The organism is Gordonia sihwensis (genome assembly GCF_029632925.1).
Taxonomy (GTDB): Bacteria; Actinomycetota; Actinomycetes; order Mycobacteriales; family Mycobacteriaceae; genus Gordonia; species Gordonia sihwensis.
The window spans coordinates 1,321,180-1,340,885 of record NZ_CP121248.1 but is presented as its reverse complement, the minus strand read 5'-3'; the positions used below and the strand labels follow the sequence as shown (position 1 = coordinate 1,340,885).

Below are 19,706 nucleotides of genomic sequence, written 5' to 3'. Positions count from 1 at the left end.
CTGTCTCCTTCTGCTATTTGGAATCGAGGAAGTCCATGACTTCGTCGGATGAGTGCTCGCCCCGGCCGCCGATTTGGATTCGCGAGTCGTCCTCGCTCTCAGACCACGGGTAATCCGGGTGTTTCTTGGGGAGCCGGAGCTTCTTGTTGCCGAGCGCCTTACCGACGACGACCGTGTTCTCCTCTATGCGCCGGACGAGGAGCCACAGGAGGCGGTCGGTCATCGTGTAGGGCTTGCCGTCAGCGACCTGCTGGAGTGCCCATTCGGCCAGGACGCGGAATCGTCGCAGAGTGATCTCACCGCGGTAGTACTCCGCGATCACGTCCCGGCCGTAGATCTGCTCTAGCGCGCCTTCCGCTTCTTCGAGGCCGCCGAACGCCGCTGCGACCGATTCGGCCGTGTAGGTTTTCCCTCGAGCTCGTCCGTGACCTTGTCGGTGTAGGCCTTCATGGCCCGGAAGAAGATCGACGAGCTACCGCCGACGGCGAGGAATGCGTCGTATTTCTCCGGTCCACACAGGAACCATTCGGCGACGTCGATGTCATTGTCTCCGAGCTCGTCAAGCTCTTCCTTCTCTTCGTCGGAGAGCATTTGCGGGTCCCGAGCCGTGAATTCCTGGCCCTTGAATGTGAACGTGAACGTATTGCCCTCGTCGCCGCGCGCTTCTGCGCGCTTCTCGAGGATCTGATCGAGGTCGATATCGGCCATGGCAGGCTCCTTCTTTTCGATGATCGCTGGCAGGCGAGTTTCGACATGGGGGTGCGATCGGGCCGGGCGAGCCTGCCAGCATCAAAATTCCCGGCCCGATCGCGTAGTCAGCCCCTACGGACTGACCGTCTATTCGCCGCTCGGTGACTCCAGAGCGGCTACGCGGGCTTCGAGAGCGGCGTTCTGCGCCTCCAGCGCTGTGACGCGGCCCGTGAGCGCGTCACTGTCGGAGCGCAGACCGTCGACGCTGGTGGTCGCGGCGTCTATTCCGCCCTCGATGCGGTTGAGTTCGGCGGCGTCGATCGGCGTGCCGCCGTCCTTGCCGTCTTTCCATTCCTTGGGCGTGTAGCCGGCCATCAGGCGTCACCTCCGGGGAACAGCGCCGCGCCGGGGAAGAGGTCCGGCCCCGGCACGGCGGTCAAGGGACCTCCGGATTGGTCGGCTCTTCCGGCGTCGCGTCCTCGATCTCGCCAACGTCATCCCAGTTCTCGGCGAAGATTCGGCGGGCGGACCAGCCGTCCGGGCCGGGGTAGCCGGTGACGGTGACGCCGTAGCCGATCATCTCGTCGGACTTGTACGAGATCTCCTGGCGCTCAGTGACCTGAGCGTTGGCCAGGACGACGCGTCGCGCGTGCTCGCCGTCGACGACAGTGAGGACGAGCTGGTTGCGCTTGAGGTCCGGCTTGCCGCCCTCTTCGAAGTAGACCGAGCCGTCGGGGTTCTTGCGCATGTCGGCCTTGGAGACACCGAAGTAGAACCCGGCGGTCGCCGCGGTCGACTGCCAGAGCACGAACTCGAAGCTCACCGTGGACTTGGTGATCTCGATGCGGATCGGCGAGTTCTCCTGCCAGGGAGTGAACTCCTCGTTGTCCTCATCGCGGTTCTCGGTCACGCCGTCGTCGGAGATGTACCCGAGGTTGGTGAATATCTGGGAATCGAGCGCGCTCATGTCGCGGGGCGCGTCCGCGCCGACCTCCGCGATATCGATACGGCCGGTGACGCCGACGCGCGCGGCCTCGGCCTTGAACCCGTCAATGGTGGGTGCTGCCATCACGTCCTCCTGGTGATGCGAGGGAGCAGCCCCCAAGGGAGAGCTGCGGAACGGTGCTGGCAGGCCCGTGGAATGCAGCGAACCCCCAAGGCGTCCTTGGGGGTTCGGGTGTGACAACCGCGTGAAACGGTTTCGCCGCTAGGTCACATATGGTCGGCGTAGCTCGTACTCGGCGCCATCGCGGACGATGTACTTGTTGTGGTCAGGGCGACGGGCGAACCCGACAACCTCGGTCACCGAGCGTGCGGCGACGTTGGGATCGAGGATCATCGCGGCCAGGATTCGGCGGAGTTTGCGCGAGATCGCGCGGCAGTCCTCGCGCCGTGCCGCGTACACGTCGACGTCGAATGCGAAGACCTCGGTGAGGGCTCCGAACGCCGACTGCCAGGGCATGTCGTCGACGCCGCCGGGCAGGTCGCGGATGAGCACGACCGGCAGACGCTTCTCGAAGGCTGTCTCGGGTGGCGCTTCGTCGGCGACGTAGCAGTCCGGCAGGCGCGGCTCGACGTAGGCGATGACGTCGGCAAGGGGGTCGTTGCTCACCGGCCGGCCGCCCGTCGCAGTGTGCGCCGCCGTGCGGCCCGGCTGGTGCCGTACTCGCCTTCGACGTCGTCTGAGGTGACGTGGTAGACGAGGCGTCCGTTGCGCATCCAGTGCTCGGTGATCTCGATCTTGGCCGTTCCTTTGCCCTCGGAGGCGTCGAGGCGGCGTGCACGAGCAGCGATCGTGGTGGCGCGCTTGAGCAGTCCTGCGTTGACCTGGCTGGTCTCGTTCATCTGCTTGAACAGCTCGTCGAGGTCCAGGTCGACGATGACCTTGTCACTACTGGCCACGGCGCGCGATCCTTGCGAGCTTCTCTTCGAACGCTTCGACCGGCGTCGGCACAGATTCCGGCTCGACGGGCTCGGGTTCGGGTGGCGGGATGATCCGCATTGCGTCGACTTCGAGCGTGAGGACGGCGACCGCGCGGTCGTTCTCCTGGATGACCTTGATCTGGATCTGCGAGAGCGGGAACGGCAGGTCGTCGCCGTCGAAGACGATCGCGTCACGCGCGTAGTCGAGGATGAGCTCGACGGGGTCGTGGTGCATCTCAGCCCTCCGGCCACATCTCGCCGCACTGACGGCAGCAGCGCACGACTTCGCAGGTCGACTGGTCGACGCGGTAGCGCAGGTCGATCGGATTGACGCGCGCGATCTGGCCAGCCCATACCTGAACATCGGCAGTGTCCTCGAAGTGCGATGCCTGACCAGCGGGGATCGAGGTGTCGACCTCGGGAGGCAGTTCCCAGCCGTGGGCGTCGACCGCGCCGCAGCCCGGACACACGGACCAGGCGGAGAATTGGCGCGGCTCGTGAGTGGAGGCCGAACTACGCATGGCAGGCTCCTATCCGGCGTAGAAGGTGAGGGCGACTTCGACATGGTCGACGCCGCCGGGGTATTCGACCGACGGCCACCGGTGGACGTCGCCGTCGACGTCGAGGTGGCGGCCGGCATAGACGATTCGGTCGGTCGCGGTCAGGTCCAGGTCGTGGCCAGGCGGGGTGTGCAGTTCGTAGCCGATCTGAATACTGACGCGGCCCTCGTCCGCGCCGAGTTCGAGCTCGGTGCGCGGCTGCATGTCGACGCCGAACGGAACCTCGGTCAGCGTCGCGCCGTCGTCGAGGTCGTAGCTGAGTCGTTCGTCGCCGCCGTAGCGCCCGCTGATCTTCGCCGGGCGCAGGATCGAGACGCGCTGACCGTAGAACTCGTCCATCATCAGTAGTCGTTTCGCGGGAAGTTGCCGACCGGTCTCGCGCGGCCGGAGATCCCGAGCAGGGACAGCCACGGCGTGAAGTCCAGCGCGGCAGCCGGGTTCGCCAGCGTCGCCGTCGTGGTCCGCTGCCCGACAGTCTTCGACCACGACGAGTACCCCGACCACTGGCCAGGCAGCAGGACCGCTTTGACGACCTCGACGACGACGGTCTTTGCTGCCGGGTCGTCATCGCGGATGCCGGGCTTGTGCTCGCGAATCCAGTTCGACGCGGCGAGCAGCAGGATCGCTCCGTACTCCTTCTCGGCACCGGAGAGCGGGCGCCACAGTTCGGCGAACTCTTCGATGGAGACGAACGGTGGCGCCCCCTCTCCGGTGGTCATCCGACAGCCTCGATGAGCTCGGCTCGGGTCATGTCCTCGACGTCGGCCGGGTCGAGCCCGCGCGAGAGCGCGTACTCGGCCCACGCGGCCCGCGTCGCGGTGTGCTTCGGCTTATCCGGAGCGCTTGCGGCGGGGGCTTCGGGCTGCACGACGGTCGGATCGGCCGGCGGCGTCTGTGGGGATCCGCTGGGCTCCTCGGCGCTGGTGTCGTCATCGAGTGACGTCAGTGCGCCAGCCGCCAGGAGGCGAGCTTCCTCGGAGCCAGTGACTTCGACGATGTCGCCCCGCCGATGTCGGACCCGCCTGACCGTTCGATCGGGGCGCTCCTGGCCGCACTCGGGGCAGGTCGGATCGTCGAGAACCTCCCACCACTCGAGCGCGGCCAGTCGGTACTGGGTCACGGCGTCACCAGTCCGGTCAGCCAGAGCGCAGCCTTCGGCTGATCGAGGCCCATGGCCCGCTTGTGCGAGGCGTCGCTGCGCCAGGTCTCCGTCGGACCACCGTTCGGGCCGTTGCCCTCGGGGTAGAGCGCGGTGAACTGCAACGGCCGAGTGTCGCTGTAGAAGCCGACAGTGCCTCGCTCCAGAATCAGTGCCCTGTCGGCAGGGAACGTGCGCGACTTGATCACGTTGAGTCCCAGGATCGTTCCCGGGATTGCGCCCGTGTACGCGATCGACTCGTTGGCAACGTTGCCCTGGTAGACCTTGAGGATCTGCTCGTTGTCCATCAGGGTTGCGAGCAGGCCTGGGTGGACGACGAGCGTGTCCGGCTCGAAGCCGTAGTACTCGTCCTCGGAGGCCTCATCGGGCGCGGCAGTGGAGATCGCCTCGATGGCCCGAGCCAGGTCTGTGCGAGGCTTGCCGCCGGCAGCGTCCCAGGCTGCGCTGACCGGCATGGTCGGGACGCTCGACGACTGCAGCAGCGCCTTGGCGCCGCGATCGTTGGCGCGGACGAAGGTGTTGCGCAGGCCGATCATCTGCTTATTGACGGCGTCGATGTTGTTCTCGTCCTTCATCTCCTTGGAGACGCGGACGCCGAGCGCCTTCTTGGTGGCGAATGCGGTGCGCGGCAGGCCGAGCTTGCCCGTGCTGACCGGGATCTCGCCGAACTCGGCGACGTCCTGGACGTCGTCGTCGAGGAACGTCGGGTCACCTTCGCGGAACGCGACGACGCCGGCGTCGTTCTTGCCGCCATTGCGCAGCAGAGCCTCGCTGATGAACTGATTCTCGATCAGTTCCTTCAGCTTCGTCGGGATGAACAGCGGGTTCTTGACGAGGTCCGAGACGGTCAGGCGAGACCCGTCGCTGACGCTCACGATGTTGGTGGGCATCTGATGTCCTTTCGGTGTTTGGTGGGTCTCAGGCGAGACGGATCAGGCCGACAGAGCCGGAGGCCACCCCGCCGGGTTCGGTGCAGGTGCCGACAATCGCGCGGGCATCGACGCCGCCCTCGTAGGCTGCCGGAGTTACGGCGCCGTTGGCCGCGGCGACGAGCTTGTCGCCGAACTTGGCGGCTTCGGCGTAGGTGACCTTGACCTCAGTCGCGCCGTAGGCGACGGCCACGTTGGTCGGCACGGCCACCGCGGACACAACCGGTCGGCCGAGCGCGTCCGTACTGTTCTCTCCGGGGAACCCCTCGGGCGAGAGCGCGTCAGTCAGCGCGACACCGAGGACGGTGACACTCCCGGCGCCGGCGACGCCGATCCGGCCGCCGTCGCGGGCTTCCACGACCTGTCCACCGGTGATCACCTCCCCCTCGGCCGGGGTGAAGGTCTTCGGGCCACCCTTGGTGACCTGTGCGATGCCGCTCATCAGAGGCTCCAATTCTTGAACTTGTCGTCCTCGCGGACGTCGGTGGTGTCGGCAGGCTCGGTGGAGTGCCCCAGTTCACCGACCGGGACCGCCGAGTTCGGTGCCATCGAAGCGAGGAGCTCGGCGGCCTGGTCGGCGTTGGCTTCGAACGTCTTGCGCCAGGTCTCGCGATTGGCCGGGGTGATCCGACCCTCGGCGATTGCGGCATCGAGCTTGGCTTCGATGTGGCGCTTGCGCTCGTCCTCCAGGTGCTCGGCAAACCGGGCGCTGTTCGCCTCGAGGGTCGCGAGGCGTCCGGCATCGACTGCGACGACACCGTCGGGCAGTGGCGCGGTCGATGCGGCGGCGGGGGTTCCGCCGTCGGACTCGGCGTCTTCGGACTTCTTCGCGAGTTCCTGGACGGCGGTGATGATGCCGTCGAGGTCGACGTCGTCCGCGAGCCCGAGGGCCGTGCGGAGAGCCGCCAGCTGTTCGTTCGTGATCTCCACGCTCGAACCTCCTTCTGTGGTCGCCTCATCCGCTTGCGCGGCGGGCCGGGGTGGCGTCCCGGCCGGTCGGCCAGGACGAGACTCGGTCCGCGAAGCGAATCGAGCAGCTCGGGGTGCCGAGGCGGCGACAGTCGCGTCGTCGTCGGCGGCAGGCTCGAGGTCAGGCGCGGATTCGTCGATGTACTCGACCTTCACCGGTACCGCCTCGCCGAAGGTGACCTCGTCGTTGACGACGCTGTAGGGCACCTTGAGCAGGCTGTCGTTCTGGTCGTTCTGGACGATCAGCACAGGCGGGTCGACCAGCATTTCGCGGATCCAGAGCGCGTAGTTCGCCGCGGCCGGACCGTTGTAGTACGCAGACCGGACTTGGTCGATGGTCACCGACGTCATCACTGCCGATGTCATGGGCTTCTCCTCTGGTTGTGGCGCTTTCGCGTAGAGGTCGTAGAGCGATTCGAGGGTTCCGATTCCCGGTCGCACGACGCCGAGCAGCGCCATCGCATGAAGCACGAACGGGTGTGTGTGGCCGAGCTGGCAGACGTAGTTGTGTTCCCACTCGCCGGAGCGGTCGGGGTAGGCCGAGGCGATGACCGATCGCCCCTCGTCATCTGCGGCGGCGAGCCAGCTCGGGACTCCGACGAAGTCGCCGACGAGCGTCTGGCCCTCGTCAGTGACCGCGAGGTTGTCGATGACGCCGATCGCCGGATCGCCGGGACCATCGGAGTGCCCCAACTTCAGGACAGGGCGGCGCACCGCAGGGCAATCGAGTGCAGCGACGGCGGAAGCAAAGTCGTCGGCGGTCGGGTGCCAGCCCGCGATGTTGCTGATGTCCCAGGTTCCGACCGAACCGAGTTCGACGCGCGGAATCGTCGCCAGGATCGGCGCGTCCGGAATCTCTACCACAGCTGACCCTGTTCGACTGGTCCGACAGCGCCGCCGGACATGGGCGTCGGTGCCGCAGGCACGGTCGGTTCTGCCTCCTTAGCCGGCGGCTTGGCGGGGAATCCCATCCGCTGACGCACGGTCTGCTCAACCAGCACGTCCGGCGACAGCAGCCCGGCGTCGACGAGCATCTTCAGCGCCGCTGCCGTCGCATCCTGGCGGGAGCCGATCTCGTCGAACACGATCCGGGGAGCCTGCTCGTCCGGCCCCCAGTTCACGTCGACCAGATCCTCGACGATGTGCGCGGTGGCAATGTCTCGGACCGATTCGGCGAAGGTCTGCACGGACTGGACGAAGGTGTCGGCCTGCACGCTGGCAAGGGCATACGAGCCGCCGCCGCTGAGGTTGAGGAAATGTGCGAGTCCGGCGATCGCGATCATGTTGTCGTGGTAGGCGATCGCCTGCTGGATGTCGGGCAGGTTGCCCTGCACTCCCAGTAGCTCCAGCTTCGACCCCGCGGGCAGGGCCGCACCCGCATTGTCGCCGCCGCGGTAGGACTGTGCGATCTGTGCGAGCTCGTCGACCTCTTCCTGGGTCGCATTCTCCGGTGCAGTTCCGATCGGCACACCCATGCCGTTGCGGCGGATCGCGACGGCCTGATACCTGATCAGTTCGTCCTTCAGGATCCAGTGCTTGTAGCTCGGGCGCAGGAGCGACTTGCCGATCCACATGCCTGGCTCCATGTCCCGGCTGTAGACCACGAGGCGATCAATCGGGATCGTGAGCGGCTTCGGCCCGTACATGACCTTCGCCGTCGAGGCTGGTGCCATCTGCTCGATCGAGGTCAGGCCTCCGTCGAGTGCGACGTTCCACGCCGATATCGTCCGCTGAGGACGGGGGGCGAGCTTGCGCAGCCATGCCCGGCCGTCATCGTCGATCCGGTAGATCTGCTCGAAGACCGAGTGCCCGTAGACGAGCATGGTCAGCGCTTGTTGCAGATGGTTCTGCCATGAGAACCGACCTTTGGAGCGGCCCGGTAGGTCCAGATCGTCGCCGCCCGCAATCGGTAGACGCAGATTGCGAGCGACGGCCTCGGTGACTTCGTCGCGCGCACCATTGGACTCGATTCGCCACGGCGTGCGCCTGATCGGGAGGCAGATTGCGGCGATCAACGACGAGACGCGAGAGTCCTCGCGCTCCATCCGCGAGTAGGTCTGGATCGACGCCGGCCACTGCAGGTCGGGGACGCGTTCGAAGTGCTCCCACTGCGAGAAGTCCGTCAGGCCCGCAGTGTCGGTCACGTAGCCGCGCTCACGCAGCGCGGCCTTGGGCCGGGTCGACATCTCGGTCATGCGTCAGTGCCTCCTCTCGTCAGAACGCCGTGGTCAGTACGTCGAGCTCGCCGCTGCGGCGCGGGAGCCCTCGAACGGTGTACTTGGGACCACTCGACGGCAGGGGTCGGTCGACCTGCGCGCGTCCGCCGAACTCGACGAGACCGCCGTGCGCGAGCGTGGTGGCCTCGATCGGGGCGGTCGAGCCGTCCATGGCCCGGACCCAGGTGAAGTCACCCTGCGGCAGAACCTTCATCGCGACGGTGGCAACCGCGTCAGTCAGCGGTTGCTGGCCGGTGTGCGAGAGCAGTCCGGCCAATGCGTCGTCGAGGAACCCGCCCGACCAGCGCGCAATCTGCGGCGTCGTGGCCATCTCGGGTTCAATCCCGGCATTGATCAGCTTCGACTCAATGACTGCCGCCGGCGACCGCGAGTCGATCACGACGGCGGCTGGGTCCCATGCCTCGACGATCAAGATGACCAGCTCGACGAGCTCGTCGTGTGTCGCGGGCTGGAAGGCCCCGATCTCGACATGGGTACGGTGCTCGGCGGTTCCCTGCGCCGCGGCGATGGCCCACCGACGGCGATCCGGCGACAACGCCAGACCGATCACGACCGGTCCGACCAGGGTAGGTTGCAGGTTCGTCATGTCCGACCAGCTATCGGCGTTGATGATGGGCTCGTGCGCCGAGACATCGGCCGGCCAGCGGCCGACTGCCAGGCGCTCGATCTCCCACTCGTCGAGCGCATTGCGGAACCCTTCGAGCTCCTCTTCGATGTACTCCTCGGTCACCAGGACGTGCCCCGGCGCGACCTCGCGACCCATGCTCGGGTTCGCGATCGCCCAGTTCTCGCGGTCCTCGCGCCACTGCGTGCGGGCTAGTGCGTCGGCCAGCTCGTCGCCGGTCGGCTCCGGAGGCTCGGGTGCCGACCATTCCATCCACAGCAGCCGCGCCGGAGGCTTCTCCGACATCGCTGCGCGGCGCAGGCTCGCCCACTTTCCGCAGTGCTCGTGCACGTTCGCATCCGCTGCGCTCCCGAGGTACCAGATCTGCGGATCTTTCGCGGTCGTCAACAGTGGACGGATCGCAGCCTGGCTCGCCTTCGACCAGATCATCGCCTCATCAATCACCAGGCGGTCGACCGAGAATCCGCGTCCGCCGGATTTCGTTCGAGTGCGGTAACGGATCTCGCTGCCGTTCTTGAGCTTGATCCGCTCCTTGCCGTTCGACGTCTTGACCGACAGCACCTGATTCTCCAGCGACGGGTGCGACAGAATCAGGTTGTGCAGGCGGTCCATCGACTCCATGGCCGTCTGGAACTCGTGCGCGGTATGCAGGATGTGCACGCCCGGCTCGGTGATCATCCAGGCGAGCTCGACGACCTCGATCGAGGCCGTCTTGCCGTTCTGGCGTGAGACCTCGATGCCAACCTCGGCGGCGGCCCACCGGCCCGACGCGTCGCGCGCCATTCCTTCGCGGACCACGTCCTCTTGCCAGCCGAGCAGCGTCGCATCGGCCATGAACGCGATGTCGAGGGCCTTCTCGCCGCGGCTGTAGTCGGTCGCGCCGGCCGGACGGTGGAAGACCCTAGGAGTGCGCTGTCCGAGCAGCCCGCGCTTGGGCGAGCTCGTCGTCGAGGGAGGTGTCAGCGTCGCCGTCATCGTCACCACCTCCGTCTGTGGATCTCATCGCCATCCGCCAGGCGAACAGGTCGGGGCGGGCGGCCTCCCAGCCGCGCATCTCGCGCGAGGCCGCCCGTTCGATCTCCAGAGCCGGGTGGGGCACGCTCACGCCGTTGCGGGTGATGAACAGGCCGTCTTTGTCGATCTGCTCGCGGGCCTGGCGCATCCGCTCGGCCTGCCCCGCGAATGCCTCGAGCGCGGCGCGATCAACGGCATTCACGGACTCGGTACCGGCGAGGATGCCGTCGCTCATCCGGACTCCTGGACTAGACGCGCGCATCGCGGCGACCGGCGACCCGACAAGGCTGCACGAGGTCGGTAGGCGCGCATTACGCGGCTCCCCGGCCTGTTTTCCCAGGCCGGGGAGAGAGAAAAGCGAGACTACCGGCGGAGTCTCGCTGAGGGGGGTGCCGGAATATTTCCGGCCCCGGCGCCGAGGGCGGGCCAGGGCATGGCCCGGACGCCGAGTGGGTCGGCGGGCTCCTCCCCCGGCCACGCCCCGGTCACAGCGGGACGCAGCGCGTCCCTAGACCCGTCCCCACGCTGCCGGTTACACGTGTGGTGCAGTAGCCGGTCAGCCTTGCGCAAGGCCGACACCGCGATGCCGGCGGCGCGCTGAGCTTTCCGGGACTGTGAGTGATCGGCCTCGAGCGGCGCGGCGTCGAAGTTTCGTGTCGGGTCGCGCCACATGGGCTGTCCGCACCACCAGCACGGCGAGCCGTCGACGTGCCTACTGAGCAGGCTGTCGCGGTTCTTGCGGTGTTGGTATCCGAGGCCTCGACGGTGTGCCGATGGCTTCTTGGTCATGAGCGAGCGAGTACGTACACGTCGAGTCGACGTGGTACGAGTCCAGCCAGGTGTAGCGCGGTCGCGCCGATGGCGAACAGGATGGCGGCGTTGGCCGCCGGGCTCGATGCCCGAGCGCGCTCGATGCCGCGCGAGAGCAACTGTTCGTCGTTACCGGTTGCCACGCACCACAGTTCGTAGCCGGTGACGCCGCCGACCACTATGGACCAAGCGCGCATGGCGTTCACGACACGCTCCCCTCGACAGGCTAGGCCCCGCCGGCGTCGCGCCCCGCAGCAACCACCTCGGCCCTGTAACGAGAGGCGGGCGTCATGGGTATGTGCCACCGAGGTTGCGATGCGCGGTGCGCTTCGGCGGGCGGTGGCGGCGCTTGCTGAGTGAGCAGATCGGATCAGATCCCAGTTGACGGGGCGCGACGATCGGCGAAACGACGAAGGCCCGTGCGGGAGCACGAGCCTTTTGGGCAGCACTGTTGTACTGCGATTCAGAGTCTAACCCCCCTGACCTGGGGTTTCAAACAGGCTCTTCCGTCGCGTGCCCGCGCCCCGTACCATCCCTAGTATGTCATACATACTCGTTGCAATTCTCGGGTATGTATGACATACTAGATGCATGCGATACAAAGTCTCCCGATCAGCCCGCCGCCACCGGATCGGCAACGCGCACATCATCGCCGCGCTGCAGAGCGAGACGGCCACCGTTGTCGAGCAGCGCGACAACGGCGCGCAGCTGATCATCGCGACTGACGATCGCGGCGTCGAGTTGGAGATCGGCATCCGCCCGTCGATCGAAGACCCGGCTGACCTGGCCATCATCTTCCACTGCATGCCCACCCACTACCGCAAGGAGCAGTCATGAACGACAAGGATCGGGTTGAGCGCAAGGGCTCGACCATCGAGAATGTTGACCTCGACGCCGAGGAGGTCCGGGTCAACGGCGAGCGCTACACCGAGGCCGACGCCGAGGACGACGCCGCATGGGCCGAGGGCGCGGCTCGGCGGCGAGCATCGAACCTGGTGCCCGGCGGCAAGTCCCTCAGCGGCGGCAAGGCCCACTCCCCCGTGCTGAACGTCCGCGTTCCCGCATCGGTGAAGGACGCTCTTGATGCCGAGGCGAAGGCCGCCGGCATCGGTACCTCGAAGCTCGTGCGCCGAATTCTGGAAGCGCACATGAAGGCGAGCTGACTGCGGTCACATACGGGCCGTAGTGGCGGCCATGCCCGCTTCTCGCAGTGCCCGCACGTCGTCGAGCCTGTAGAGCTTCTCGTCCTCGGACGTGAGCCAATAGTTCACGATCCGTCCGCGGTGCCGCCACGCGCGCGGCTGGATCTTGCCTTTGGCTCGCCAGTTGTGCCAGGTGCTCTTGGCGACTGGTTCGCCGAGCTCGCGCATGACGCGCAGGATCTCGTCGGCCGGCATCAGGTAGCCACTCATCTTGGCCAGCAGCTTCTGCTCGAGCGCGCGCCCGTCGTGCGTGGTGCCGCACCGCACGCACGTGACCATGTCGGCGCCGACGGTCACGCCGCCCTCGGTTTCGGTGCGCTGAGCGTAGAGCGGGACCCCGCAGGTGATCGGCCGACCGCGCTGGTCGGTACCGACGACCGCCGGGCACGGACCGCGGTAGACCGGTGGGACCGGCCGGTTGATCGCGGCGATGCCGCGCTCGGCAACGTCGACGAGCTCGCCGAGCGCCAGGCCCGCGTCCTCGCTGGTGATCAGGCGGTCCAGGTGAGCGAGCAGCCACGCCGACAGGTCGGCGATCGTCGCCGGTTCGCTGCCGGTGAACTCGATCCCGATCTGCTCGCACAGGTCGCGCACCCACCGCACCAGCACTGTCCGGATCTCGTCGTATCGGTCACGTGCGGCGGGAACGAACGGCAGCGGCGACTCCTCGTCGTCCTCGCTCACTGGACGCCGACGAGCCGCACTCGGCGCAGGCGTGAGGCGGCTCTGGCGCGCGAACGTGAGCGCGAGCTGGTTGGCCAGCCACGGCAGTTGCTCGACGGTCTGACGCAGCGTCGCGGTGCACGAGTTGCAGATCCACATCTCAGTGCGAGCCCCACAGTGCTGGCACGGTGACGGGTTCATCGATCAGCCTCCCTGTTCGGCGTCAGTGGTCGACCAGAGCCTTGGCCGACGGCGATTCCATCGGTGACGATGCGCCTGCATGCCTCTAGTGCCTGCGGATCGACGGCGACCGACAGGAGCGCCCGGACGGTATCGCCACCCGCCTGCCACAGGTGGCCGATCAGCGCCGGCGGCACGGTGATCTGGGTCGTCCTCCCGGTGATGATCCGATACGCGCGGGCGTAGTCGGCGTGTTCGCCGCGGGTCATCGGGGCGTCGCCCCCTCGGGCCAGGTGATGTTCTCGATTCCCGCGTGATGCCGACGTCGGACTTCGAACGGAAGCTCTCGGCCGAGGTGGAGCGCTCCCATTGCGGCCATGGTCAGCGCGTCCGCGCAGTCGTCGTTCGGGATCCGCACCTGGGACCAATCAGCCCGGACCGCGGCGAGCACGGCGCGCTTGTCGCTGTTGCCGTTGCCGGTCGCCCACTTGGCGCGCGTCTTCGGATTCACGACGGCGATCGGCGTCTGACGGGCTCGGATCGCCGAGTACAGGCCCCACCAGAGTGCCCAGCGGTCGCCCAGGCCGGGCTGGGGTCGCATGTGCGACGGCATGTCCTCGATGACGACGAGCGCGGCGTCGACGGGGATCTGGCGCAGCACCAGGCGCGTCTGCGCGACGATCCGGTCCGAACGGTCGGCCCAACTCGCGCCGTCAGTTCCGGTGTGGCCGACCGACCAGGTGCGCGCTGATCCGTCTGCGCCGAGTATCGCGATACCGGCCGAGACCAGGCTCGGGTCGAGTCCGACGACGGCGCTCACTGGCCGCCCTCCTGCGTCTGACTACCGATGCCCAGGCCGAACAACGCGCCGAGTTCGCGGCGCCAGCGCTCGCTGTGGGGGTGCATCTGGACGGTCAGCTCTCGGTAATCGTCGTTGCGTGGTTCCTCTCCCGTGATGACGCCGGTGTAGATCTGGCCGCGAGGTCCCTCGAACGCGACGGTCTGGCCGACCTCGAAGCGGTGAGCGACCTGCCATGGCGGCGGCGGGTTCCCGTCGCGGTCCAGCCAGGTGCCGGTGATCTCCGGCGGCGGCGACGTCGCATAGATCTCCACGGCCGTCGGTGCCGACTCGAGATCGGGTCGTTCGATGCGAATGTAGTTTCCGTTGCCCGGGTCGGTACGCAGATCGATGAGGCAGATCGGTGGAGCGTCCGCGCTGCGTCGCACGATCAGCGTCGCCGTGAAGTGTGTCGGTCCGACGGTGTAGCCGAGCCAGTCGCGTTCACGGCCGGATTCTCTGGTGACCTCCCACTCGAGCTCGTTGTTCGGGTTCTCGCAGCGCCACCACTGCGCGGACGAGACCGGCGTCGCTCCGGCTCGGAGCGGGCCGCCGTCGTCGCCGTAGCGTGCGGCCAGGTAATCCCGCGCGGTCGGCCAACCCTCCCAGGGTGTCTGACTCCGCCTGTTCTCACCTGGTCGGGGTGCGCGCGGCCCGATGAACGTCGAGCCCGGGCAGAGCACCGCCGAATCGTCCTCGTCGTAGCGGTAATCGCCGAGGATCGCGCTGGTGGCGTACTCGATCTCGCCGCCCTGGCGCTCACGCTCGGACGCCATCCGGCCGTACTCGCGGCGCATCTGATCCATCCGCTCGGTGATCGCCAGGCCGTGCCAATCGCGGTGACAGTGCGGGCAGCGATCCGACACCGCAGGCTCGGGCTCGTCGGTCTCGTCGAGGAAATCGTCGAGATGATCGAGGAAGTCGCGGTCAGGCATGGCTCTGGTCCTCTCGGTGAGTGCAGCGATGGGCGCGACCGGCGATGATCAGCCAGCCATTCGGGTCGCATCGGCCGCAGGCGGCGATCTCGCGGCGGCGGGCGGCGGCGGCCTCGCGGCGCCGCTCGGCGGTGGTCTTGCGATCAGGCACTGCGATCGCTCCGCTTGCGGGCGGCGAGCGCTTCGCGGGCCGCGGCGATGCCACGAGCGTTGCGCTCGTCGGCCTCGGGGTCGTGGTCGCAGACCCGACCACCGCGGTAGCCGTCGTCGTTGCAGAGATCGCACCGATCGATCGCAGCGCGCTCGACCTCGGCCTGGCGCTGGAGATCGGCCTTGCGGGCTTCGTTGGCCAGTTCCGCCCGCCGGGCCTGCCATGCCTCGAGCCGCTGCCGGGCCTCGCCGCAAGCGCGGCAGTTCGGCGGGTTCGGGTCACCGAGATGATCGGGGCAATTTCGGGGTGGGGGGTCGTCGCGGTCGGTGTCCGATTCCAAGTGCCGTTCCCCAGTTACGTAACCACCCACTATGGAGCTGGCTGTAGGAGCTGGAGCAGGAGCTGGTAGGGAGTCGACCCCTAAACCTTGGGGGTCGGTTTCACCCTGAGTGACCCCCAAACCTTCCCCTAAACCTTGGGGTAAATGGTGGGGTAAACCTTCCCCCAAACCTAGGGGGTAACGTTCCCCCAAATGGTCCCCTTGACCCTCGGGGTAAGCGTCCCCATCTTCGACCCCGAAGCCTTCCCCCAACTCGTCCAGAAGCGATGACGGATCGATGCTCTCGCGGTCGAGGATTTCGGTGACCTTCTCGACTCCCCACGCCTTCAGATCAGGCTGTGCGTCGCGGAGTCGGTGGAGCTGATGGACGATCACCCCGCGCAGGGTCGAGGACGCCACGGCGGCAAATGCGTTGGCCATCGAGACACTCACCTTCGGGTTGCGCAGGAGGCCGTCGTGCTTCACGAACGACCGGATCAGTGCCTCCTCGGTGTCCTCGTCGACAACAATGAACAGCCCGTCGATCAGCTCAGCCGCGGCGGCGCGCACAGCCATAGCGCTCCATCCCGCGGCGCCCGCTGCGATTCGTCCTGGACGCCAGTCGACGACGCCGCAATAGGTCATCGTCGGCGACGTCAGTAGGGCGAAGTAGAGGTGTTGGGCGCCCGGCGTGAGCTTGCGCCACTCGTCATCACCCCAGATGTCGAGCCGGATCTGTGCGTAGTCGCGTGCCATGGCCTATCCCTCCTTCCGTGGCCGGCCAGTCGGCGGTCCGGCGATGATTTCCATGTCGACGAGGTCCTTCATGACGACCTCGAACGGCACATGCATGGTGGCCGCGATCGCGGCGGCAGGCAGCCCCGCTGCGGCGAGCTCACCGACGCGGATCTGGCGGCGGGCCTTGGCGCGTACCGACTCGGTCATGCCGCACCCCCGAAGAGCACGTACTGGTCACCGACGGCGGCCGCATCGTTGCGGCGCACGATCGGCGAGACCGGATACTCCGGCGGCCCGAGGAGCCTGACGCGCAGCCAGTGGTCGTCTCCGACGCATATCTGCACCCGTTGCTCGTGCGTCGTCGCCTTGATCGGCGCGACGACGTCGTCGGGAAGGCCGCTGGCCCATGCGGTGAGTCGGGTGAAGCTGATCGACGCGGTGCGGTGGGTGCCGACGCGCTCCCAGTGGTCGTGGTGACCGGTCTGCTTGTCGTCGGGGTTGCAGATCGCCAGGCGCGGCCACCTGCTGTTCACGCCGGTGGTGCATCGGGCAGTGCAGTTGTCTCCTGATGTTCGGTGGGTGACGACCGAGTGCCACGTGTAGACGAGATGCGTCCTGGTGACCTGGTAGCCGCCGAAGATATCGCCGCCGCTGACATGAGTGTTCTTGATCTGCTCGATCGTTGAGTCAGGCGCTGCAACCAGAGCAGCGAGCGCTTGGCCGCTGATTCCCCACCAGATCGCGGCGGCCTCGTCGGCGGTGAGCGGCTTCATGCTGCCACCTGCTCAGGCGTGACGACGGCAGCGATCGCGTCGAGGTTCCAGATGCAGCCCGATGCGCAGTCCCAGCCCGCGTACCAGAAAGTGGACAGGTTGTTGCGCCGCCGCCACTGGTAGGGCGCGATGATGATGCCGTCGTACTCGCGGGCCAGGCGTGGCCAGTCGATGCGCCACCCGTCAGGGATGTCGTACGCGAGGCCCGGGAGCCCGTACTCAGCCGTGAATGCGTCGATGTGGGCGACCGTTCCGACGGTCAGCAGCTGGGCAGTGTCGGCGAGGGTGACGGTGTGCTCGTTCTCGTCGACCGTCGAGTCGACGGAGAACTCTTCGCGCTGAGTCCACTGCTGCCAGTCGTCGTCGCCCTTGACTGAGACCCAGAGCCCGTCCGGCTTGTCGTAGCGTCGCGTCGGGTCGTACGTCCGTGACCGGTCGAAGGTGAACGGCCCGTCGCCAGCGGGGTAGTGCTTAAGATCCATTGATCAGCCCTCCTTCGGCTCGGCGGTGGTGGTGCCCTCGCAGCGCTGGTAGTACGCGCCGCCGCGAGCCGGGATGTGGACCCAAACGGTCGTCCGGCCGACTCCCATGCGGGCGGTGATCGGCTTGCCACAGTGACGGCAGGTGAACGTGTGTCTCATGGCCGGCCTCGCTGCGCGGCTGCGCGGCGCCTCGCTGCTCGTGCCCCGGCACTGACGCCGTTCAGAAAAGCCCACGCGTCCTCGAACCTGAACGCAGACACGGAGATGGTCTGCCCGACCAGAAAGCCGTACAACCCCGGAATCGGGGCACCACCATTCGTGACGTTCGCGTGGTGCACGCGAACGCTCAGCCCGGTGTCCAGGGCGACCAGGGCCGCCTTCCATCGGAGCTTTGCCAGCGGCGACCAGTCGGGGTTCAGCGGCGGCTCGACGCCCTCCTCGGTGCGGGTGACGGTCATCATCCCCTCGGCTGCTTGAGGCTTCTTCTTGCGCAGGTGCACCGTCCCAGTTCGCGCGAGCGCGTCAGCGACATTGATCGCGTCGGCGAAGGATCGGGCGGACGCGAACGGGATACCGCCTTCCGTGACGCCGACTGACCACTTGAGGTATCCCGGCTCCGAGAACGAACTCCGGTCGGTCCACTTCGCCTCTCGGTTGCCGTACGTGCGACTCGGCTCGGGCAGCTCCACGACTGTGAAGTCTGCGGCGGTGAGTCCGTCGAGTGCCGCGTCCGCCATGTGGAGGTACCGGAGCCGGGTCAGGTTGTCTGGGGCGTAGTCTCGCCAAGCCGTCCTCGCCTCGTTTTCGGGCACTGGGTGATTGGCGCGCACGTACAGCGCTTCGGCGATCACGTCCCGCGCGTTCTGCCCGCTCATGCCGCACCGTCCTCGGGCGTCCACACGACGAGAGCGGGCACGCCGAGGTCCTTGCCGACCTCCATGCCGGAGAATCGCCGATGACCGGCGAGCTTCTCCCACACGCGCCCATACCCGCACCGAAGGATCGTCCCGACCGGTAGCGCATCGAGTTCTTCAACGGTCTGTACCGTGCGAGCCTCACGCCAGGTGTCGGCTACATGCTCGGCATGTTCCTCCGTGCTGAACATGGTCGCACCGCAAACACAGTCGCCGTCTGCATCCCGTTCATGCTGAATGAGATGCACGTCGAGCGTAATCATGCTGCTGCACCGCCGTCCGACTCCGGCGCAGACAGGAAATTGGCGTCCCAGAGGGCGCGAGCAGAGGCGATAAACGATTCCTTCGTGCGCTCAGTAAGAACATCCCACTCGGTGTCAGGGTTGTGCTCAGCCGCCATAGTGCGAGCGGCCTCCTTGATTAGCTTCTCCCGCTCAGCCTCCGCAGCAGCCTTCTTCTCCTGCTCAGCACGGTGCTCGGCTTCGAGTCGGTCAGCGAGACTGGTCGCGGCCTCGTGCCAGGGCCTCGGACCTACAAAGTCATAGCCGACCTGCGCGGCCTGCCGCAGCACCTCCCACGGCTGCGGCTCCTGCGCGTGGCGAGCCTCCACCAGCCCGCGATCATCACACGGCGCGATCAGCACGCCGTCGATCGTCACATGTGACCGTCCATCTCGGACGTCGCGGACCAGTTGCGCCAGGGCCTCGCCATCAGCGGTCGGCTCGTCACGGGTGGCGAGTAGTACGAGGTCAACAACAGCGCGGACCCCGGCGTCCAGGTGCCTCGGGTCGGTTAATGGCCTCCATTCGTAATGCTCGTCGCGGATTTCCCGGTACTTGTCAATCGCCTGCTGGTACAGGTCTTCGGTGGTGGTCATGAGTAGTCCGCCGATCCGGTAATCGGAGCCAGCCCGGCAACCGACTGCGCGATGGCCTCGTCGTCCCCGGCCTCGTGCGCCGCGGCGAGCGACTTCGCGAAGTCGTGCTGATTGCCGGACGTGCCGAGCTCACGGGCGAGGCGGTCGACCTCGGCGTGATCGTCGGCGGCATAGGCCACGGCGAGCTGGGCGATCGCGAGTTCGTACCCCCACCCCTCGAGGAGGAACTTCTCGCCGGCAGCCTCGCGGAACCGATTGATGCGCGCGCGAATCCATCCCGGTAAGGACTGCTCAACCGCCCACCACTTCGCCTTGTTCGCCTCGAGCTGCTCGACCTGCTTCCGCCGGAACGCTTCGGTGCGCTCACGGGCCTCACGAGCCAAGTCCTGGTTCGTGAGCCGGAATCGCCACCGACCATCGACTCGGAAGCCGGTGATGATCGAGATGTTCACCGTCTCGAGATCGAACTCGGCACCGGGCGCAAGAGGTGCGCCGACGTCTGCCTTCGACCGGATGAAGCCGATGCCGTTCGTCGTCGATATCTGGTAGTCGCCGCGCTCTGTCTCAACGCACTCCCTGACCGTGTAGGTGTCGATCGATCGCGGCCGGGCCGCCCAGAACTCGGCGTCGTGTGAAGTGTGCTCGCTCATGCCTGCCCCGCCTTTCCTGCCGGGAGCCATTCCCAGCCCCAGGTGCGCCCGTTCCAGTGCCACACCGA

Annotated in this window: 34 protein-coding genes; 2 read left to right on the top strand and 32 right to left on the bottom strand. The window is 67.1% G+C overall.

The window, feature by feature from the left end; all coding sequences use genetic code 11:
• Positions 1-13: 13 nt before the first annotated feature.
• From P5P27_RS06415 to P5P27_RS06330, 18 genes are all read right to left on the bottom strand, one after another.
• Entirely contained in the window at positions 14-322 is a 309-nt protein-coding gene (locus P5P27_RS06415) for a hypothetical protein (protein ID WP_062367899.1), read from the bottom strand.
• Positions 323-342: 20 nt separating this feature from the next.
• Positions 343-708 (bottom strand): hypothetical protein, encoded by a 366-nt coding sequence (locus P5P27_RS06410; RefSeq protein ID WP_062367900.1) that lies wholly within the window; start codon positions 706-708, stop codon positions 343-345.
• A gap of 129 nt (positions 709-837) precedes the next feature.
• Entirely contained in the window at positions 838-1,065 is a 228-nt protein-coding gene (locus tag P5P27_RS06405) for a hypothetical protein (protein ID WP_062367901.1), read from the bottom strand.
• Positions 1,066-1,126: 61 nt separating this feature from the next.
• Positions 1,127-1,759 (bottom strand): phage tail tube protein, encoded by a 633-nt coding sequence (locus P5P27_RS06400; RefSeq protein ID WP_062367902.1) that lies wholly within the window; start codon positions 1,757-1,759, stop codon positions 1,127-1,129.
• A gap of 138 nt (positions 1,760-1,897) precedes the next feature.
• Positions 1,898-2,302: a hypothetical protein gene (locus tag P5P27_RS06395; RefSeq protein ID WP_062367903.1), complete on the bottom strand. Its 405-nt coding sequence runs from the start codon at positions 2,300-2,302 to the stop codon at positions 1,898-1,900.
• Complete coding sequence (locus tag P5P27_RS06390) at positions 2,299-2,592, bottom strand: hypothetical protein (RefSeq protein ID WP_062367904.1); 294 nt, start codon at positions 2,590-2,592, stop codon at positions 2,299-2,301. Before P5P27_RS06390 ends, P5P27_RS06395 begins: the two co-directional genes overlap by 4 nt.
• Positions 2,582-2,848, bottom strand: a complete 267-nt coding sequence (locus P5P27_RS06385; protein ID WP_278126935.1) for a hypothetical protein — start codon at positions 2,846-2,848, stop codon at positions 2,582-2,584. Before P5P27_RS06385 ends, P5P27_RS06390 begins: the two co-directional genes overlap by 11 nt.
• Before the next feature lies 1 nt (position 2,849).
• Positions 2,850-3,134: a hypothetical protein gene (locus tag P5P27_RS06380; protein ID WP_062367906.1), complete on the bottom strand. Its 285-nt coding sequence runs from the start codon at positions 3,132-3,134 to the stop codon at positions 2,850-2,852.
• Positions 3,135-3,143: 9 nt separating this feature from the next.
• On the bottom strand, positions 3,144-3,515 hold the full coding sequence (locus P5P27_RS06375) for a hypothetical protein (protein WP_156479460.1): 372 nt from the start codon (positions 3,513-3,515) through the stop codon (positions 3,144-3,146).
• Positions 3,515-3,892: a hypothetical protein gene (locus tag P5P27_RS06370; RefSeq protein ID WP_062367908.1), complete on the bottom strand. Its 378-nt coding sequence runs from the start codon at positions 3,890-3,892 to the stop codon at positions 3,515-3,517. Before P5P27_RS06370 ends, P5P27_RS06375 begins: the two co-directional genes overlap by 1 nt.
• Positions 3,889-4,293, bottom strand: a complete 405-nt coding sequence (locus tag P5P27_RS06365) for a hypothetical protein (protein WP_062367909.1) — start codon at positions 4,291-4,293, stop codon at positions 3,889-3,891. Before P5P27_RS06365 ends, P5P27_RS06370 begins: the two co-directional genes overlap by 4 nt.
• Positions 4,290-5,222 (bottom strand): phage major capsid protein, encoded by a 933-nt coding sequence (locus tag P5P27_RS06360; protein ID WP_062367910.1) that lies wholly within the window; start codon positions 5,220-5,222, stop codon positions 4,290-4,292. The genes P5P27_RS06365 and P5P27_RS06360 overlap by 4 nt, the downstream gene beginning before the upstream one ends.
• A gap of 28 nt (positions 5,223-5,250) precedes the next feature.
• Positions 5,251-5,703 (bottom strand): hypothetical protein, encoded by a 453-nt coding sequence (locus tag P5P27_RS06355; RefSeq protein ID WP_278126930.1) that lies wholly within the window; start codon positions 5,701-5,703, stop codon positions 5,251-5,253.
• Entirely contained in the window at positions 5,703-7,094 is a 1,392-nt protein-coding gene (locus tag P5P27_RS06350) for a phage protease (protein ID WP_278126929.1), read from the bottom strand. Before P5P27_RS06350 ends, P5P27_RS06355 begins: the two co-directional genes overlap by 1 nt.
• A complete protein-coding gene (locus tag P5P27_RS06345; RefSeq protein ID WP_278126928.1) occupies positions 7,088-8,425 on the bottom strand; it encodes a phage portal protein family protein in 1,338 nt (445 codons plus the stop codon). Before P5P27_RS06345 ends, P5P27_RS06350 begins: the two co-directional genes overlap by 7 nt.
• A gap of 19 nt (positions 8,426-8,444) precedes the next feature.
• Positions 8,445-10,067, bottom strand: coding sequence for a hypothetical protein (locus P5P27_RS06340; protein WP_278126926.1), 1,623 nt, complete (start codon positions 10,065-10,067; stop codon positions 8,445-8,447).
• Positions 9,994-10,341, bottom strand: coding sequence for a P27 family phage terminase small subunit (locus P5P27_RS06335; protein WP_278126924.1), 348 nt, complete (start codon positions 10,339-10,341; stop codon positions 9,994-9,996). Before P5P27_RS06335 ends, P5P27_RS06340 begins: the two co-directional genes overlap by 74 nt.
• Before the next feature lie 550 nt (positions 10,342-10,891).
• A complete protein-coding gene (locus P5P27_RS06330; protein ID WP_423201253.1) occupies positions 10,892-11,113 on the bottom strand; it encodes a DUF7427 family protein in 222 nt (73 codons plus the stop codon).
• A 394-nt stretch (positions 11,114-11,507) separates the two neighbouring features.
• On the opposite strand from P5P27_RS06330, the gene P5P27_RS06325 reads away from it, so the two are divergent.
• Positions 11,508-11,753, top strand: coding sequence for a hypothetical protein (locus P5P27_RS06325; RefSeq protein WP_062367917.1), 246 nt, complete (start codon positions 11,508-11,510; stop codon positions 11,751-11,753).
• Entirely contained in the window at positions 11,750-12,079 is a 330-nt protein-coding gene (locus P5P27_RS06320; RefSeq protein ID WP_062367918.1) for a ribbon-helix-helix protein, CopG family, read from the top strand. The genes P5P27_RS06325 and P5P27_RS06320 overlap by 4 nt, the downstream gene beginning before the upstream one ends.
• A 6-nt stretch (positions 12,080-12,085) precedes the next feature.
• On the opposite strand, the gene P5P27_RS06315 is transcribed toward P5P27_RS06320, so the two are convergent.
• The 14 genes from P5P27_RS06315 to P5P27_RS06250 all read right to left on the bottom strand — a co-directional run bounded on the left by P5P27_RS06315 (position 12,086) and on the right by P5P27_RS06250 (position 19,638).
• Positions 12,086-12,982 carry a hypothetical protein gene (locus P5P27_RS06315; protein ID WP_156479463.1) on the bottom strand — a complete coding sequence of 299 codons (897 nt, stop codon included), beginning with the start codon at positions 12,980-12,982 and terminating at the stop codon, positions 12,086-12,088.
• On the bottom strand, positions 12,979-13,230 hold the full coding sequence (locus tag P5P27_RS06310; RefSeq protein ID WP_062367920.1) for a hypothetical protein: 252 nt from the start codon (positions 13,228-13,230) through the stop codon (positions 12,979-12,981). The genes P5P27_RS06315 and P5P27_RS06310 overlap by 4 nt, the downstream gene beginning before the upstream one ends.
• On the bottom strand, positions 13,227-13,781 hold the full coding sequence (locus P5P27_RS06305) for a hypothetical protein (protein ID WP_278126918.1): 555 nt from the start codon (positions 13,779-13,781) through the stop codon (positions 13,227-13,229). Before P5P27_RS06305 ends, P5P27_RS06310 begins: the two co-directional genes overlap by 4 nt.
• Positions 13,778-14,734, bottom strand: coding sequence for a hypothetical protein (locus P5P27_RS06300; protein ID WP_278126916.1), 957 nt, complete (start codon positions 14,732-14,734; stop codon positions 13,778-13,780). Before P5P27_RS06300 ends, P5P27_RS06305 begins: the two co-directional genes overlap by 4 nt.
• Positions 14,727-14,885: a hypothetical protein gene (locus P5P27_RS06295; RefSeq protein ID WP_156479464.1), complete on the bottom strand. Its 159-nt coding sequence runs from the start codon at positions 14,883-14,885 to the stop codon at positions 14,727-14,729. The genes P5P27_RS06300 and P5P27_RS06295 overlap by 8 nt, the downstream gene beginning before the upstream one ends.
• The gene (locus P5P27_RS06290) at positions 14,878-15,960 is read right to left on the bottom strand and encodes a hypothetical protein (RefSeq protein ID WP_062367923.1); all 1,083 of its coding nucleotides are present in this window, start codon (positions 15,958-15,960) and stop codon (positions 14,878-14,880) included. Before P5P27_RS06290 ends, P5P27_RS06295 begins: the two co-directional genes overlap by 8 nt.
• A gap of 3 nt (positions 15,961-15,963) precedes the next feature.
• Positions 15,964-16,149 (bottom strand): hypothetical protein, encoded by a 186-nt coding sequence (locus P5P27_RS06285; protein ID WP_062367924.1) that lies wholly within the window; start codon positions 16,147-16,149, stop codon positions 15,964-15,966.
• Complete coding sequence (locus tag P5P27_RS06280) at positions 16,146-16,715, bottom strand: hypothetical protein (RefSeq protein ID WP_278126914.1); 570 nt, start codon at positions 16,713-16,715, stop codon at positions 16,146-16,148. Before P5P27_RS06280 ends, P5P27_RS06285 begins: the two co-directional genes overlap by 4 nt.
• Positions 16,712-17,197: a hypothetical protein gene (locus P5P27_RS06275; protein WP_062367926.1), complete on the bottom strand. Its 486-nt coding sequence runs from the start codon at positions 17,195-17,197 to the stop codon at positions 16,712-16,714. The genes P5P27_RS06280 and P5P27_RS06275 overlap by 4 nt, the downstream gene beginning before the upstream one ends.
• A gap of 3 nt (positions 17,198-17,200) precedes the next feature.
• Positions 17,201-17,356 carry a hypothetical protein gene (locus P5P27_RS06270; protein ID WP_156479465.1) on the bottom strand — a complete coding sequence of 52 codons (156 nt, stop codon included), beginning with the start codon at positions 17,354-17,356 and terminating at the stop codon, positions 17,201-17,203.
• Complete coding sequence (locus P5P27_RS06265; RefSeq protein WP_062367927.1) at positions 17,353-18,072, bottom strand: hypothetical protein; 720 nt, start codon at positions 18,070-18,072, stop codon at positions 17,353-17,355. Before P5P27_RS06265 ends, P5P27_RS06270 begins: the two co-directional genes overlap by 4 nt.
• Positions 18,069-18,302, bottom strand: a complete 234-nt coding sequence (locus P5P27_RS06260; RefSeq protein ID WP_156479466.1) for a hypothetical protein — start codon at positions 18,300-18,302, stop codon at positions 18,069-18,071. Before P5P27_RS06260 ends, P5P27_RS06265 begins: the two co-directional genes overlap by 4 nt.
• A 68-nt stretch (positions 18,303-18,370) precedes the next feature.
• A complete protein-coding gene (locus P5P27_RS06255) occupies positions 18,371-18,988 on the bottom strand; it encodes a hypothetical protein (RefSeq protein WP_062367929.1) in 618 nt (205 codons plus the stop codon).
• Positions 18,985-19,638, bottom strand: coding sequence for a hypothetical protein (locus tag P5P27_RS06250; protein WP_062367930.1), 654 nt, complete (start codon positions 19,636-19,638; stop codon positions 18,985-18,987). The genes P5P27_RS06255 and P5P27_RS06250 overlap by 4 nt, the downstream gene beginning before the upstream one ends.
• Between the last annotated feature and the right edge of the window lie 68 nt (positions 19,639-19,706).